Here is a 15,061-nt window from a genome sequence, read left to right on the forward strand (position 1 = left end):
GTGCGCTTGGGTTTGACGTATGCACACTGACCTGCAACTTGCGATTCTGGGCACCGGGACCGGCGCACTGTATGGTCTCCTGGCCGCCGGCCTGATCGTGATTTTCCGAAGTTCCGGGGTCCTGAACTTCGCGCAGGCGACGCTGGCGACCTTGGCCGCATACACGCACCTCTACCTACATCAGCAAGCCGGCCTGGCGGTGCCGCTGTCCGCGGCGTTGGCCATTCTGCTCGCCGTTGCCATCGGTGCGGTCTTTCAGATGGTCGTCATGAGGGCGTTACGGAATGCGCCGCCTCTGGCAAAAGTCGTGGCAACCCTCGGAGTCCTTCTTGCGGGTACTGCCGCTGTCCAACCCATCTTCGGCGACCGGAGTCCGCCCGCCACCCCGCTGTTCGATTACGGTGCCCTTGAGTTGCCCTTCGGGAATCCACGCTTCCTGCTGCCGTGGAATCAAGTGTGGATCATCGCCATCACGGCAGCGCTGTTTGCGGCACTGTGGCTCACCTACCGATTCACGTCCTTCGGCCGGCTCACGCGCGCTGCCGCTGCGAATCGGCGCGCGACCGAGGCCCTGGGGCACTCGACCCAGCGCGTTGAATTCGCGAACTGGCTGATCGGCTCAGGCCTGGCAGGCGTCGCTGGCGTACTGCTTTCGTCGCTGGTCGGACCGACCTCACTCGGCTACTTGAACACGCTGACGCCGGCCGTCGCGGCGGCTCTTATCGGCGGATTCCAGTCGTTCGCACTCACCCTGGTCGCGGCGCTGCTGATCGGAAGCGGCCAGTCAGTCCTGTTGTTGCGGAGCACGGACCTCGAGAATGCGACCCACGTGGGCGGATGGGGTGCGGCACTGCCACTCGTCGCGGTGATCGCAGCCACCCTACTGGTCCGAAAGCGCGTTGCGCTGAAGGAGACATTCGACCGCCAACGCCTGCCATGGGCGCCCAGACTCAGGCGAAGTCCGGTCATGATCGGCGCAGTCGCGCTGCTGGTGGGCGTTCTTTGGTACGCCATCATTCCAGCCAGTCTGGCCGACCCGACCACGAAGTCGCTCATCTCGGCGCTCTTGGCCATGTCGCTCGTCGTCGTGACCGGATACGCCGGCCAGGTGTCGCTCGCGCAGTGCTCCTTAGCGGGTTTCGGTGCGTTCTGGGCAGCCAAGTGTGCGGCCGAATTCGGAATTCCATTCCCACTCACTGTCGTCATCGCCGGAGTGTCCGCGATCCCCCTGGGGTTGGCGATGGGTGCCGCTTCACTGCGGGTGCGAGGGACGAGCCTCGCCATCGTCACCCTCGGGGCGGCACTTGTCATGGATGCCATGTTCTTCTCCAGCCGTGCATTGACCGGGGCGGACAGTGGAATGCGGGTCGAGCCCGCCCGCATCGGGGCACTCGGGTTGAATGGGCTCAACGATGCCAAACAGTTCGGGATAGCCGTGCTGACGATAACCGTCCTCGTGGCCATGGGCATCGTGTGGATTCGGTCGGGCCGTCTCGGCGCGAGGTTTCTGGCGGTCAGGGCCAACGAACGCGGCGCTGCTGCCTCCGGAATCTCGGTCGCCCGCACGAAGATGATTGCCTTTGGCATCTCGTCACTGGTGGCGGGTGTTGCTGGCAGTCTTGAGGGCTACCGTTCGATCCAGCTCAGCTGGGGAGCCTTCTCGTTCTTCGCCTCGATCCTGCTTTTCGCCTTCGCCTATCTTGGAGGGATCACCTCGATTTCAGGTGCGGTTGTCGCCGGCCTGATGATGCAGGGTGGCCTGCTCGATTACGTCCTCCATTTCGAGGGAAAGACGGGGCAGATCGTCCAGATCGTTGCCGGCCTCGGGTTGGTCCAGATCGTTGCTACTCATCCGGAAGGACTTTCCCTGTTGCCGTATCAACTGGCGGACGTCCTCCGCCGGCGACGGCGGCAGCGGACAGTCGCGTTGCCCGACGTGGAGGCACGCCAAACATGACTGACGGCAAGCTCTCGAGCACCGAACCGCACGCAGATGATCCCCTGGTGGTTCGCGGCCTGACGGTCCGCTATGGCGGAGTTGTTGCGGTCGACGACTTCGATCTCGTGCTGCAGGCAAACCGTGTCCACGCGTTGATCGGGCCAAACGGGGCGGGAAAGTCAAGTGTGGTGGATGCGGTGTCGGGTTTCGTCAAACCGGCAGGGGGAAGGATCAGCCTGAATGGCCGAAATCTCGCTGGCATTGCCCCCCATCGGCGGGCGGGACTGGGCCTCGCTCGGTCCTTTCAGCACCTCGAACTGTTCGACGACCTCACCGTCGGAGAGAACATTGCCGCGTCGAGAAGGTCCGGCGAGCGGGATAGTTCCAGTTGGCGGTCATCGGCGGAGATGTTCGGCCTGGGCGACCTGATCGATCGAAAGGTGAGCGACCTGGCGCACGGTCAGCGACGCCTGGTCAGTGTGGCCAGAGCGATGGCGACTGATCCGTCGGTGGTGATCCTGGACGAGCCGGGAAGCGGGCTGGACGGCGTGGAGAAGCGACAGTTGGGACAGCGGATATGCGAGATGGCTGAGCGAGGAGTTGCCGTGCTGCTGGTCGATCACGACATGTCCTTCGTGTTCGACGTGAGCAACGACGTCACGGTGCTCAACTTCGGCAGGGTGCTCGCCACCGGAGGACCGGACGCCATCCGTAAGGATCCGCGCGTACGGAAGGCGTACTTGGGGTGAATGCTTTGCAGCAGTCGGAGGATCCGAGCCTCGTCATCGAGGATGTCGTAGCTGGGTACAACGGCGTTGGCGTACTGCGGCATGTCTCACTGTCGGTCCGCCCAGGGCAGGTGATCGCACTGCTGGGCCCAAATGGCAGTGGCAAGACGACGCTGTTGCAGACGATCGCCGGCTTCGTGCGGCCCTACCAGGGGAGTGTCCGGGTTGGCGAGGCCGATGTCACGCGTGTGCCCTCGTTCAGGCGTGCCGCACGCTTCGGGATCAGCCTGGTCTCTGATGACCGCGCGTTGATCGGTCCGCTCACCGTGCACGAGACGCTGCGTTTGGCGTGGCCATGGCAGGCGGAGCCGTTCGACATCTTTCCCGAGCTTGTTCCGCTTGCCAGGCGCAGGTGCGATCTTCTGTCCGGCGGCGAACAACAGATGCTGGCAATAGCCCGGGCGCTCTCGACTCGGCCACGCTTTCTGCTCGTGGATGAGCTGTCGCTCGGACTCGCCCCCATTCTTGTCTCGCGCATCCTGGACACGCTCCGACGCTTTGTCGCCTCGTGGAACATGGGGGTGCTGCTCGTCGAGCAGCACGTCGAACAAGCACTCGCCTACGCAGACTATGCGGTCGTGATGGCCGGCGGTGAAGTCCAACTGGAGGGCACGGCCACTGAAGTCGCGAGCTCCCGCGACCGATTGGCGGCTACATACTTCGGTATGGACAGGTGAGGTCCGACGCGGCCGCGAACAAGGTCAGCGCCACCGCGCAGCGGTCCTGACTCCCTTACCGCACCGGCCCGCACGGCCCGTCGCGCGGGCCGTGCGGGCCGGAATCGTCAGTCCTGGCCGCCGGATGCGTCGGCCCGCACGGCGAGCACGATCTTTCCGGTGGTGGTGCGCCGCTCGCCGAGCTCGTGTGCCTTCGCCGCGTCCTCCAGCGGCAGGACCGTGTCCAGCGTCGCGCGGAGCAGGCCGCGCTCGACCAGATCCGCGACCGCGAGCATGCCGGCCTGGTCGGCCTCGACGATCATGAACAGCGCCCGCTTGCCCTGTGCCCGCGCCACCGGCGTCAGCGCGGCCTCGGCCGGCGAGGCGAGCGACACGACGATGCCGCCGGGGCGCAGGGTGCGCAGCGAGCGCGGGCCGTACTCCCCGCCGATGGTGTCCAGCACGACGTCGACGTCCGACACGACCTCGGCGAAGTCCTCGGCGGTGTGGTCCACGACCCGGTCGGCGCCCAGCTCGCGGACGAACCCGTGCTTGGCGGCGCGCGCCGTGCCGATGACCTCCGCGCCGAGGGCCTTCGCGATCTGTACCGCGACGTGCCCGACGCCGCCGGCCGCAGCGTGCACGAGGACCCGCTGCCCGGGCTCGAGCCGGGCCACGTCGACGAGCGCCTGCCAGGCCGTCAGCGACACCAGCGGCAGCGCGGCCGCCTCGGCGTGGGAGATCCCGGCCGGCTTGCGGGCGAGGTGGCGAGCCGGCGCGACGAGGTACTCCGCATAGGCCCCGGCCGGCTCCGGCTGCCGCGGCATGCCGAACACCTCGTCGCCGGGCGCGAACAGCGTGACGCCGGGCCCGACCGCCTCGACCACGCCGGACACGTCCCAGCCCAGCGGCACGATGCGGCGCTGCAGACCGCCGTGCGCCCGGTGCCAGAAGTCGGTCGGGTTCACGGCCGCCGCGTGGACGCGCACGAGCACCTGTGACAGCCCGGGCTCGGGCCGGTCGATCTCGGTCAGCCGCAGTACCTCGGGGCCGCCGAACACATCCTGGGTGATGGCTTTCATGCGCTCGATCCTGCTGTGCGGTCATCGGCGCTTCGAGTGGCTAGATTGACAACATGTGGAAGGATCTGGCCATGACAGCGCCCCGGCACCGCGTGGTCGTCCTGGCGCTCGACGGGGTGCACCCGTTCGAGCTGAGCATTCCCGTGCGCATCTTCGGCACCGTGGAGGGCCCGGGCGGCGAGCCGCTGTACGAGGTGCTGACCTGCAGCCTCGACGGCGGCCCGGTGACCACCGCCGCCGACTTCGCCGTGGCCGTCGCGCACGGCCCGGAGCTGCTGGCCACCGCCGGCACGGTGGTGATCCCGCCGTTCCTGTCCTGCGCGGACGAATCCGACCCCGGGTGGCTGCCCGAGCGCCTCGCCGCGGCGCTGCGCACCCTGCGGCCCGGCACCCGGATCGTGTCGCTGTGCACGGCGGCCTTCACGCTGGCCGCCGCCGGCCTGCTCGACGGCCGCCCGGCGACCACGCATTGGGTCCGTTCCGAGCAGTTCCGCCGCACGTTCCCGGCGGTGGAGCTGCGCCCGGACGTGCTGTTCGTGGACGACGGCGACGTGCTGACCGCGGCCGGCGTCGCCGCGGGCATGGACCTGTGCCTGCACCTGGTGCGCCGCGACCACGGCAGCGAGGTCGCCAACCGGGTGGCCCGGCAGTGCATCGTCCCGCCGTGGCGCGACGGCGGTCAGGCCCAGTACGTCGAGCGCCCGGTCCCGCCGCCGGCCGGGGCGAACACCGCCGCGGTGCGGGCCTGGGCGCTGGAGCGGCTGCACGAGCCGCTGTCGCTGGCCGCGCTGGCCGCGCGGGGCCGGATGAGCGTGCGGACGTTCAGCCGCCGCTTCCGCGATGAGACGGGCATGACGCCGCTGCAGTGGCTGACCCACCAGCGGGTCGAGCACGCGCGCCGCCTGCTGGAGACGACCGACCTCCCCGTGGACCGCGTGGCGACGGCGGCGGGCTTCGGCACGGGCGCGTCGCTGCGCCAGCACCTTTCGGCGGCGCTCGGCGTCTCCCCGATCGCGTACCGCAACACGTTCCGCCTGGGCTCGTCCGTGTCAGCCGGCACCGGCCGGTAGCCGGAAGCACAGATCCAGTCCGCCGACATCGCCGGCCTCGATCACCGGCCATGGGACGCCTACATCGCCCGCAACCGCGAACCGGGACGCTGACCGCTCGGATTCAAGGACCAGCGTTCTACGCTTCATTCGAGTTCGATGAGTTGTCGGCGGCAGGCTCGCGCTGCCGCCGACAACCGGTGATCACGGTGGTGCATGACGGCGATGTCGGGGTGTTGCGGTGCCGGCTGAAGCTGCCGTACCGACACGGCCGGTCCGGGCGATGCAGCCACCGTTCGGGCCACCAGTGCTACCCCGAGCCCGGCGGCGACCAACTCGCGGATGCTGGCCGGGGTGTGCGTCTCGAACGGCACTCGGGGCTCGAAGCCAGCCGTCCGCGCCGCGTCGTCCAGGATGGCCCGCAGTCCGCTGCCGGCCGGTAGGCAGACGAAGCTCTCGTCGCGCAGTTCGGTGACCGCGAGCGGGCCGCCGTGAGCGAGCCGGTGCCCGGGCGGGGCGATCAGCACCACCTGCTCGCGGGCGATCCGGTGCGTGGCGAAGCGGTTCGGCAGGTCGGCGTGCACCGGGCCGATCACCAGATCGACCGTGCCCGCGTCCAACTCGGCGAGGAGCGCCGCGATGAGGCCGGAGCGCAGGCTCAGCAGGACACCCGGATAGCGCGCGTGGAAGCGGGACAACGCCCCGGGCAGATCGAATGCGCCGACCACCGCGGTAGCCGCGAGCACCACCCGGCCCGACAGGACGGCGGCGAGGTCGGCCTGGTCCCGGCGGGCACCGTCGAGCTCTTCGAGCACGCGGCGACAGCGGGCCAGGAAAAGCTCGCCCGCTTCCGTGAGTGCCACCCGTCGGGTGGTACGGGTGAACAACTCCGCGCCAAGTTCCGCCTCCAGCGCCCGCACCTGAGCGGACACCGCCGACTGGGCGACGTGCAGAGACTCGGCGGCCCGGGTAAAGCCGCCGAGGCGAGCCACCGCCTCGAAGTATGTCAGGTGACGAAGCTCCATACATTTAGCTATATCGCAGATGAATGGCATAGCAACTCGGTCTTGGACATATCAAACCGCGTCGGGAAAGCTCGTCAACATGCAACAGCGAACACTCGGTCGCTCTCTGCTGTCCTCCGCCATCGGACTCGGGTGCATGGGCTTCTCCCAGGGATACGGTCCTGCCGACGACGAGGTCTCGCGTGCCGTTATCGGCGACGCCCTCGACCGGGGCATCACCATGATCGACACGGCGATGAGCTACGGCCAGGGCCACAACGAGCGCCTGGTCGGCAAGGCCATCGCCGGCCGCCGCGACGAGGTCGTGCTGGCTACGAAGTTCGGCATCGTGCGCGACGAGAAAGGGGTACGCCTCGACGGCCGTCCGGAGCACGTGCGCGGCTACTGCGACGCCTCGCTGCAGCGGCTCGGCGTCGACACCATCGACCTCTACTACCTGCACCGCGTGGATCCGGACGTGCCCGTCAGCGAGACGATCGGAGCCATGGCGGAGTTGGTCACCGCCGGGAAGGTTCGCCACCTCGGCGTCTCCGAGGTGCATCCGGCCCAACTCGAGGCGGCGGCCTCGGTACACCCGATCACAGCGGTCCAGTTCGAGTGGTCACTTGCCTGGCGGGAGCCCGAGGACGACGTGGTGCCGGCCGCGCGCCGCCTGGGGATCGGCCTGGTGCCGTACAGTCCGCTCGGTCGCGGCCTGCTCACCGGTGCCCTGCCGGCCGGCCCGTTCCCGGAGGGTGACTTCCGTCGCACCGACCCGCGCTTCAATGCCGAGCATCTGGGCACCAACCTCCAGCTCGTGCGGGCGCTGGCGAAGTCTGCCGAGGAGCACGGCCTGACGCCCGGGCAGATGGCGCTCGCGTGGCTGCTGGCACAGGGCGACGACGTCGTGCCGATCCCGGGTACTCGGAGCCGGGCCCGACTGGCCGAGAACGCCGCCGCGGCTGGCGTCAAGGCCGACGTGGACGCCGTAGTGCCCCGGGAAGCGTGGCAGGGCAACCGCATGTCGTTCGCAGCGCACGGTACGACTCGGACGCAATGATCGGCTGGAGACCTCCCGGTACCGCCGGGCCGGCGTGGCGGCGCCGCCGGTACCGGGTGTGCGGTCAGGACTCCGCAACGCGACTCCGCAACGGTTGGGTCCTGCGGCCGAGCGCTTGCCGGTAGAGGCGTCCCGCGCGGTAGGAGGAGCGGACCAGGGGCCGGACATCACTCCCGCGAAGCCGATCCGCTCGGCCTCCTCCTGGAGCTCGACGAACTCCTCGGGCTTGACCCAGCGGACCACCGGGTGGTGCCGCGCCGACGGGCGCAGGTACTGGGTGATGGTGACCAGATCGCACCCCGCGTCGTGCAGGTCCCGCAACGCGCTCGAGACCTCGCTGCGGGTCTCGCCCAGGCCCAGGATCAGGTTCGACTTGGTGACCAGCCCGAACTCCCGCGCCGCGCTGAGGACGCCGAGCGAGCGTTCGTAGCGGAACGCGGGACGGATGCGTTTGAAGATCCGCGGCACCGTCTCCACGTTGTGCGCCAACACCTCCGGGCGGGACTCGAACACCTGGGTCAGCAACTCGGCGACGCCGTTGAAGTCCGGGACGAGGTTCTCCACGCCGGTGTCCGGATTCAGCGCATGGATCTGACGGACCGTCTCGGCGTACAACCAGGCGCCACCGTCGGGCAGGTCGTCGCGGGCCACGCCGGTGACGGTGGCGTACCGCAGCCCCATCACTGCCACGGACTCGGCGACGCGGCGCGGCTCGTCGTGGTCGAGGGGCTGCGGCCTGCCGGTGTCGATCTGGCAGAAGTCGCAGCGCCGGGTGCACTGGTCGCCGCCGATGAGGAAGGTGGCCTCGCGGTCCTCCCAGCACTCGTAGATGTTCGGGCAGCCCGCCTCCTGGCATACCGTGTGCAGGCCCTCGCGCTTGACCAGGCCGTGCAACTGCGCGTACTGCGGGCCCATCCTCAGCCGGGTCTTGATCCACTCCGGCTTGCGCTCGACGGGCGTCTGGGCGTTTCGGACCTCCAGACGCAGCAGTTTGCGGCCGTCAGGCGCCATCACAGCTCCGGGTACAACAGGTGGGTGCGGGCGAGCGTTGCCACGCGTGTGCGCAGCTCGGCGGCGACGCCTTCGTCGTACCCGGGCTTGAGGGCCGTCGCGATGATCTCGGCGACCTCCGCGAAGGCCGTGCTCGCGAAGCCGCGGCTGGCCAGGGCCGGCGTGCCGATGCGCAGCCCCGAGGTCACCATCGGCGGCCGGGGGTCGAACGGTACGGCGTTGCGGTTCACGGTGATGCCGATGTCGTGCAGGCGGTCCTCGGCCTGCTTGCCGTCGAGCTGCGACTCGCGAAGGTCGACCAGCACCAGGTGGACGTCGGTGCCGCCCGACACCACGGACACACCCGCTTCCGCGACATCGGGTGCACTCAGCCGGTCCGCCAGGAGCCGGGCGCCGGCGAGGGTGCGTTCCTGACGCTCGCGGAACGCCGGCTCGGCGGCGAGCTTGAACGCGACCGCCTTGGCCGCGATCACGTGCTCCAGCGGGCCGCCCTGCTGGCCGGGGAACACGGCGCTGTTGACCTTCTTCGCCACGTCCTCGCGGTTGGTCAGGATCACCCCGCCGCGCGGGCCGCCGAGCGTCTTGTGCGTGGTCGTGGTGACCACGTCGGCGTCCGGCAGCGGGTTCGGGTGCAGCCCGGCGGCGACGAGTCCGGCGAAGTGCGCCATGTCCACCATCAGGTACGCGCCGACCTGGTCCGCGATCCGCCGGAAGCCGGCGAAGTCCAGCTGCCGGGGGTAGGCCGACCAGCCCGCGACGATGAGCCGTGGCCGGTGCTCCTCGGCGAGCCGCTGCACCTCGGCCAGGTCGACCCGGTTGTCCTGCGCGGACACGTGGTAGGCCACGACCTTGTAGAGCTTGCCGGAGAAGTTGATCCGCATGCCGTGGGTGAGGTGACCGCCGTGCGCCAGGTCCAGGCCCAGGATGGTGTCGCCCGGTTCGAGCAGCGCCATCATCGCGGCGGCGTTCGCCTGGGCGCCCGAGTGCGGCTGCACGTTGGCGAACCCGGCACCGAACAGGCTCTTCACCCGCTCGATGGCGAGGCGTTCGGTCACGTCGACGTGCTCGCAGCCGCCGTAGTAGCGCCGGCCCGGGTAGCCCTCGGCGTACTTGTTGGTCAGCACGGAGCCCTGCGCCTCCATCACCGCGACCGGTGCGAAGTTCTCGCTCGCGATCATCTCCAGCGTGCTCTGCTGACGACCCAGCTCGGCCCGTACGGCGGTGTACACCTCGGGGTCGACGTCGGCGAGCCGGCGGTCCAGCACGGCCATGGTCAGGCTCCTTCGGTGAGTGCCGCGTAGGCGGCGGCGTCGAGCAGGTCCGGCGTGCCGGCGATCCGCATGCGGAACAGCCAGCCGGCTCCGAACGGGTCGGCGTTGATGACGGCGGGGTCGGCGACCGCGGCGTCGTTGATCTCGACGACCTCGCCGTCCGCGGGGGCGACCAGATCGCTGACGGACTTGGTCGACTCGATCTCTCCGCACGGTTCGCCGGCCCTGATCGTCTCGCCGACGGCGGGCACGCTGAGGAAGACGATGTCGCCGAGCGCGTCGGCGGCGTGGGCGGTGATGCCGACGGTCGACAGGTCGCCGCCGGTCGCGAGCCACTCATGGTCGCGGGTGTACTGAAGGTCTGCGGGCAGGCTCACGATGTGCTCTCTTCTCTCAGCGTGGGTCAGGCTTGGCGGCGGTAGAAGGGCAGCTGGACGACGGTGGCCTGCTGTTGGCTGCCCCGGATGTCGACGAGCACCCGTGTGCCGGGTTCAGTGCGGTCGGCCGGAAGGTAGGCCATCGCCACGGGGTGGCCGAGGGTCGGCGACAGGGCGCCCGAGGTGATCTCGCCGATGCGTTCGCCGGTGTCCGGGTCGAGCACGGCATAGCCGGTGCGCGGAGCGCGTCGCCCGGTGGAGGCCAGCCCGACCAGGACGCGGGCCGGGCCCTCGTCGCGCCGCGCGGCCAGGGCGGCCTCGCCGACGAACCCGCCCGGCTTGCCGAAGGTCACGACCCGGCCCAGCCCCGCCTCGAACGGGGTGGTGCGAATGGTGAGCTCCTGGCCGTACAACGGCATGCCGGCCTCGAGGCGCAACGTGTCACGGCAGGCCAGGCCGCACGGGACCAGCGCATGCCGGGCGCCTGCCGCGCTGATCGCCCGCCAGAGGGCAGGGGCGTCCTGCGGGCTGCAGTAGACCTCGAAGCCGTCCTCGCCGGTGTAGCCGGTGCGCGCGAGGAGCACGTCGCGCTCCGCCAGCAGCGCCGGGTCGACCGCGTAGTACTTCAGGGAGGCAACGTCGACATCGGCGAGTTCGCCGATGATCGCGGCGGAGTTGGGGCCCTGGACCGCCAGCAGCGCCCACTCGCCGGACGCGTCCCGGATCGTGGCGGTGTAGCCGTCGATCCGGTCACGCAGGCAGGCGCACACGACCGCCGCGTTGCTGGCGTTGGCGACGATCAGGTACCGGTCTTCGGCCAGCCGGTAGACGACGAGGTCGTCGAGCACGCCGCCGGTCTCGTGGACCAGCATGGAGTAGCGGGCGCGGCCGACGGCGATCTTCGACGGCTCGCCGACCAGGGCGTGGTCGAGAGCCCGGCCCGCCTCTGGACCGGACAGTTCGATCTCGCCCATGTGGGTGAGATCGAAGATTCCGGCGCTGGTGCGCACGGCGTGGTGCTCGGCCAGCTCGGACGTGTACCGCAACGGCATGGACCAGCCGGCGAAGTCGGTGAACGATGCGCCGAGCTCGACGTGGATGTCGTGCAAGGGGGTCTTCTTCGACATGGGGATACCTCTCAGCTCGTGACCGCTCGGGGTCACGACTCGTACGACTCGATGGGCGGGCAGGTGCAGACCAGATTCCGGTCGCCGTGTGCCTGGTCGATCCGGCCGACCGGCGGCCAGTACTTGTCGGGGGTGACGCCGGCGGGGAAGACGGCCAGCTCGCGCGAGTAGGCCCGGGTCCACTCGCCGGTGATCGCGGCCGCGGTGTGCGGTGCCCGTCGCAGCGGGCTGTCCTGCAGGCTCCAGACGCCCTTGGCCACCTGGTCGATCTCGGCGCGGATCGCGATCATCGCCGCGCAGAAGCGATCCAGCTCCCCGAGGTCCTCGCTCTCCGTCGGCTCGACCATCAGCGTCCCGGCGACCGGGAAGCTCATCGTGGGGGCGTGGAAGCCGTAGTCGATGAGGCGCTTGGCGATGTCGTCGACCGTCACCCCCGTGGCGGCGGTGATCGGGCGGACGTCGAGGATGCACTCGTGCGCGACCAGTCCCGCGGCCCCCGCGTACAGGACCGGGAAGTACGGTGCGAGCCGGCGGGCCACGTAGTTGGCGCTCAGCACCGCGGTACGGGTGGCTTCGGCCAGCCCGTTCGCGCCCATCATCCGGATGTACGCCCACGGGATCGGCAGGATGCCGGCGCTGCCGAACGGAGCGGCGCTCACCGCGCCGGTCCCCGCGCGCCGCCCGGCGTCGGGGTGCAGCGGGTGGGTGGGCAGGTACGGGACCAGGTGTTCGGCCACCGCGACCGGGCCGACGCCCGGCCCGCCGCCGCCGTGCGGGATGCAAAACGTCTTGTGCAGGTTGAGGTGCGACACGTCGCCGCCGAACTCGCCCGGCTTGGCGACCCCGAGCAGCGCGTTGAGGTTGGCGCCGTCGATGTAGACCTGGCCGCCGTGCTCGTGCACGAGCTCGCACAGCCGGGTGATGCTCTCCTCGTAGACGCCGTGCGTCGAGGGGTAGGTGACCATGATCGCGGCCAGGCTGGCGGAGTGCTGCGCGCACTTGGCTTCGAGGTCGCCGAGGTCGACCGTGCCGTCGGGCAGGGACGCCACCACGACGACGCGCATCCCGGCCATGACGGCGGAGGCGGCGTTGGTGCCGTGCGCGCTGGCCGGGATCAGGCACACATCGCGGTCGGCCTGGCCGTTGCCGCGGTGATAGGCCCGGATCGCCAGCAGGCCCGCGAGTTCGCCCTGCGATCCGGCGTTGGGCTGGATGGAGACCTTCGCATAGCCGGTGACCTCGGCCAGCCACGCCTCGACCTGCTCGATCAGGGCCGCGTACCCGGCCGCGTCCGCGGCGGGTGCGAACGGGTGTAGGTCCGCGAAGGCGGGCCAGCTGACGGGCTCCATCTCGGTGGTCGCGTTGAGCTTCATGGTGCAGGACCCGAGCGGGATCATGCCGCGGTCCAGCGCGAAGTCGCGGTCGGAGAGCCTGCGCAGGTACCGCAGCATCGCGGTTTCGGATCGATGCTGGTGGAAGACCGGGTGGGTGAGGAAGGGGGAGGTCCGGCGCAGTGCCGGCGGAAGCGCCGTCGATGCGTCCGCCGGCGGCCCGTTCGGGCGGTCACCGGCGCAGCCGAAGGCCCCGAGCACGAGGCCGACGTGCTCCGGCGTGGTGACCTCGGAGCAGGAGACACCGACGTGGTCGCCGTCCACCTGCCGCAGCCGCAGCCCCTCACCGTGTGCGGCCGCGACGATCTCCTCGGCGCGGCCGGGGACCCGCACCAGCAGGGTGTCGAAGAACGCCTGGTGTACCACCGTGACGCCACCGGCCCGCAGGCCGGCGGCGATGCGGGCGGCGTGCTGGTGCGTCCGACGGGCGATCCCGGTCAGGCCGTCGGGGCCGTGATAGACGGCGTACATCGACGCGACCACGGCGAGCAGCACCTGCGCCGTGCAGATGTTGCTGGTCGCCCGGTCGCGCCGGATGTGCTGCTCGCGGGTCTGCAGGGCGAGGCGGTACGCGGGCCGGCCGGCGTCGTCCACGGACACGCCCACGAGCCGGCCGGGCAGGTGACGTTCGAGCCCGGCGCGGACCGCGATGTAGCCCGCGTGCGGTCCGCCGTAGAACAGGGGGACGCCGAAGCGCTGGGAAGATCCGACGACGATGTCCGCGCCGTACTCGCCCGGTGGCATGAGCAGGGTGAGCGCCAGCAGGTCGGCGGTCACGGTGACCAGTGCTCCGCGCGCTTGTGCCGCGGCGGTCACCTCGCGAAGGTCGCGGACCGCGCCCGAGCAGCCGGGGTAGGACAGCACCACGCCGAAGAAGTCGTCCTCCGGCAGCGGTTCGCCGGGGTCGATGTCCACGACCTCGATGCCGACCGCTTCGGCACGGGTACGCAGGACATCCAGGGTCTGCGGCAAGGTGTCCCGGTCGACCAGGACCCGGGCGGAGCCCTGCTTGCCGGCGACGCGGCGCATGACCGTGACGGCCTCGGCGACCGCCGTGCCTTCGTCGAGCAGCGACGCGTTGGCGGTCGGCAGCCCGGTGAGGTCGCCGATCACGGTCTGAAAGTTGAGCAGCGCCTCGAGCCGGCCCTGGCTGATCTCCGGCTGGTACGGCGTGTAGGCGGTGTACCACGCCGGATCCTCCAGCACGTTGCGCCGGATCACCGCGGGCGTGATGGCCGGGTGGTAGCCGAGGCCGATCATGGGGACGGCCACGGTGTTCCGGTCCGCGAGCTCGAGCAGTTCGGACCGTGCCTCGGCCTCGGTGGCCGCCGCGGGCAGGTTCAGGTCGCAGGTGTTGCGGATGCCGCTCGGCACGGCGTCGTCGATGAGCTCGGTCAGGGTCCGGTAGCCGACTTCCGCCAGCATCTTGGCCCGGTCCGCGTCACTGATGCCGATGTGGCGGGCGGCGAACTCGCCGTGGGCAGAGGGGATGGGAGAGGTCATGGAGGGAGGCTCCCTGTTGGGGGCACCGTGGCACGGCGCCGTGGACGGGTGACCTCCCCGCTCTGTCATCGGTACCTGAGAGCTTCACCACCGGTCCGGGTGGTTTGCACCTTGGGTGCAGGACGTGACGTCCTGGCTTTCCAGAGTCGCCTCACCGGAGCGGTAGCTGGGCCTGAGAGATTCTGGGGAGTGTTGCTCCTTCGGCGCCTCGCCATGGATGGGCGAGGGCTCTCCCGCCTCGGTTGGAACGGCGTGATGTTGAGTTGTCAGGGGCGAGCGAACCACTCGTGATCGGTGGTGTGGCCGCAGGTCGGCGGCTGCCGCTGCGTTTCCAGGCCCGCGTTCTCACGAGGCGCCGCCCCGAGAACCGATCCGAGGGCGGTCTGCGGGCTCGGACGGTCACCGCGTCAAGGCCGGGGCGCCGCCGGGTGGGGAATCCGCCCGATCGATGGGCTGATCCGCGCTGTGCCGGGCCGCTGCGGGAAGGCGCGAGCGACGGCCGGGCGGCCCGGTGTGTCGATGCTGCGGGTCACGACGGGAGGCTCCTCTCGACCCAGACCGAGGCCTGGGACAGGTCTGCCTCCCCGCTCTGTCATCTTTGCCTGAGAGCTTCACCGCCACTGGGACGGTTTACACCTTCGGCGCGGGAAGTTCCCGACTTTCCAGAGTCGCCTGTCCGAGCGGTAACTGGGCCTGAGAGATTCTGGGGAGAAGTTGCTCCTACGGCGGCCGGCATCAGCGACGTCGGCACTCTCCCGCCCGGCATAAACGGCGAGTATTCACGTGTGGGCCGAACGATAGCG

General features: G+C 70.0%; 11 protein-coding genes, 1 pseudogene and 3 riboswitches. Of the genes and pseudogenes, 5 read left to right on the forward strand and 7 right to left on the reverse strand.

Annotated features, from left to right (window positions below):
• The first annotated feature begins 19 nt into the window (after positions 1 to 19).
• Genes AB0M46_RS11715 through AB0M46_RS11725 form a run of 3 tightly spaced genes read left to right on the forward strand, consistent with a single transcriptional unit; the run spans position 20 to position 3,404 of the window.
• The gene (locus AB0M46_RS11715; protein ID WP_363334999.1) at positions 20 to 1,957 is read left to right on the forward strand and encodes an ABC transporter permease; all 1,938 of its coding nucleotides are present in this window, start codon (positions 20 to 22) and stop codon (positions 1,955 to 1,957) included.
• Entirely contained in the window at positions 1,954 to 2,688 is a 735-nt protein-coding gene (locus AB0M46_RS11720; protein ID WP_363335001.1) for an ABC transporter ATP-binding protein, read from the forward strand. The genes AB0M46_RS11715 and AB0M46_RS11720 overlap by 4 nt, the downstream gene beginning before the upstream one ends.
• Positions 2,685 to 3,404, forward strand: coding sequence for an ATP-binding cassette domain-containing protein (locus AB0M46_RS11725; RefSeq protein ID WP_363335003.1), 720 nt, complete (start codon positions 2,685 to 2,687; stop codon positions 3,402 to 3,404). Before AB0M46_RS11720 ends, AB0M46_RS11725 begins: the two co-directional genes overlap by 4 nt.
• Positions 3,405 to 3,511: 107 nt before the next feature.
• Here the strand turns inward: AB0M46_RS11725 and AB0M46_RS11730 are convergent, their stop codons facing one another.
• On the reverse strand, positions 3,512 to 4,465 hold the full coding sequence (locus AB0M46_RS11730) for an NADP-dependent oxidoreductase (protein ID WP_363335005.1): 954 nt from the start codon (positions 4,463 to 4,465) through the stop codon (positions 3,512 to 3,514).
• A gap of 71 nt (positions 4,466 to 4,536) precedes the next feature.
• On the opposite strand from AB0M46_RS11730, the gene AB0M46_RS11735 reads away from it, so the two are divergent.
• Positions 4,537 to 5,535 (forward strand): helix-turn-helix domain-containing protein, encoded by a 999-nt coding sequence (locus AB0M46_RS11735; RefSeq protein ID WP_363335007.1) that lies wholly within the window; start codon positions 4,537 to 4,539, stop codon positions 5,533 to 5,535.
• A gap of 125 nt (positions 5,536 to 5,660) precedes the next feature.
• Here AB0M46_RS11735 and AB0M46_RS11740 read toward each other — a convergent pair whose 3' ends face one another.
• Positions 5,661 to 6,539, reverse strand: coding sequence for a LysR family transcriptional regulator (locus AB0M46_RS11740; protein WP_363335009.1), 879 nt, complete (start codon positions 6,537 to 6,539; stop codon positions 5,661 to 5,663).
• 136 nt (positions 6,540 to 6,675) lie between these two features.
• Here AB0M46_RS11740 and AB0M46_RS11745 point away from each other — a divergent pair, with 136 nt between their 5' ends.
• Entirely contained in the window at positions 6,676 to 7,578 is a 903-nt protein-coding gene (locus AB0M46_RS11745) for an aldo/keto reductase (RefSeq protein ID WP_363335011.1), read from the forward strand.
• 64 nt (positions 7,579 to 7,642) lie between these two features.
• On the opposite strand, the pseudogene lipA reads toward AB0M46_RS11745, so the two are convergent.
• From lipA to gcvP, 5 genes and pseudogenes are all read right to left on the reverse strand, one after another.
• Positions 7,643 to 8,589: pseudogene (gene lipA, locus AB0M46_RS11750) on the reverse strand (lipoyl synthase).
• Positions 8,589 to 9,860 (reverse strand): serine hydroxymethyltransferase, encoded by a 1,272-nt coding sequence (gene glyA, locus AB0M46_RS11755; protein WP_363335013.1) that lies wholly within the window; start codon positions 9,858 to 9,860, stop codon positions 8,589 to 8,591. The pseudogene lipA and the gene glyA overlap by 1 nt, the downstream one beginning before the upstream one ends.
• Before the next feature lie 2 nt (positions 9,861 to 9,862).
• Entirely contained in the window at positions 9,863 to 10,237 is a 375-nt protein-coding gene (gene gcvH / locus AB0M46_RS11760; RefSeq protein WP_363335015.1) for a glycine cleavage system protein GcvH, read from the reverse strand.
• A 26-nt stretch (positions 10,238 to 10,263) separates the two neighbouring features.
• Positions 10,264 to 11,364 carry a glycine cleavage system aminomethyltransferase GcvT gene (gene gcvT, locus AB0M46_RS11765; protein WP_363335017.1) on the reverse strand — a complete coding sequence of 367 codons (1,101 nt, stop codon included), beginning with the start codon at positions 11,362 to 11,364 and terminating at the stop codon, positions 10,264 to 10,266.
• Between the two features lie 32 nt (positions 11,365 to 11,396).
• Complete coding sequence (gene gcvP / locus AB0M46_RS11770) at positions 11,397 to 14,258, reverse strand: aminomethyl-transferring glycine dehydrogenase (protein WP_363335019.1); 2,862 nt, start codon at positions 14,256 to 14,258, stop codon at positions 11,397 to 11,399.
• Between the two features lie 150 nt (positions 14,259 to 14,408).
• A riboswitch (glycine riboswitch) is annotated at positions 14,409 to 14,504 on the reverse strand.
• 333 nt (positions 14,505 to 14,837) lie between these two features.
• Positions 14,838 to 14,929: riboswitch (glycine riboswitch) on the reverse strand.
• Positions 14,930 to 15,026: riboswitch (glycine riboswitch) on the reverse strand.
• Positions 15,027 to 15,061: the final 35 nt, after the last annotated feature.

The sequence above is a fragment of the Dactylosporangium sp. NPDC051485 genome, assembly GCF_040682015.1.
GTDB lineage: Bacteria > Actinomycetota > Actinomycetes > Mycobacteriales > Micromonosporaceae > Dactylosporangium.

Bases quoted from the DNA above. Each gene is read 5' to 3' on its own strand.
- AB0M46_RS11715 (WP_363334999.1), top strand. From the start codon at position 20: ATGCACACTGACCTGCAACTTGCGATTCTGGGCACCGGGACCGGCGCA.
- AB0M46_RS11720 (WP_363335001.1), top strand. From the start codon at position 1,954: ATGACTGACGGCAAGCTCTCGAGCACCGAACCGCACGCAGATGATCCC.
- AB0M46_RS11740 (WP_363335009.1), bottom strand. From the start codon at position 6,539: ATGGAGCTTCGTCACCTGACATACTTCGAGGCGGTGGCTCGCCTCGGC.
- glyA (WP_363335013.1), bottom strand. From the start codon at position 9,860: ATGGCCGTGCTGGACCGCCGGCTCGCCGACGTCGACCCCGAGGTGTAC.
- AB0M46_RS11745 (WP_363335011.1), top strand. From the start codon at position 6,676: ATGGGCTTCTCCCAGGGATACGGTCCTGCCGACGACGAGGTCTCGCGT.
- gcvT (WP_363335017.1), bottom strand. From the start codon at position 11,364: ATGTCGAAGAAGACCCCCTTGCACGACATCCACGTCGAGCTCGGCGCA.
- AB0M46_RS11735 (WP_363335007.1), top strand. From the start codon at position 4,537: ATGACAGCGCCCCGGCACCGCGTGGTCGTCCTGGCGCTCGACGGGGTG.
- gcvP (WP_363335019.1), bottom strand. From the start codon at position 14,258: ATGACCTCTCCCATCCCCTCTGCCCACGGCGAGTTCGCCGCCCGCCAC.
- AB0M46_RS11730 (WP_363335005.1), bottom strand. From the start codon at position 4,465: ATGAAAGCCATCACCCAGGATGTGTTCGGCGGCCCCGAGGTACTGCGG.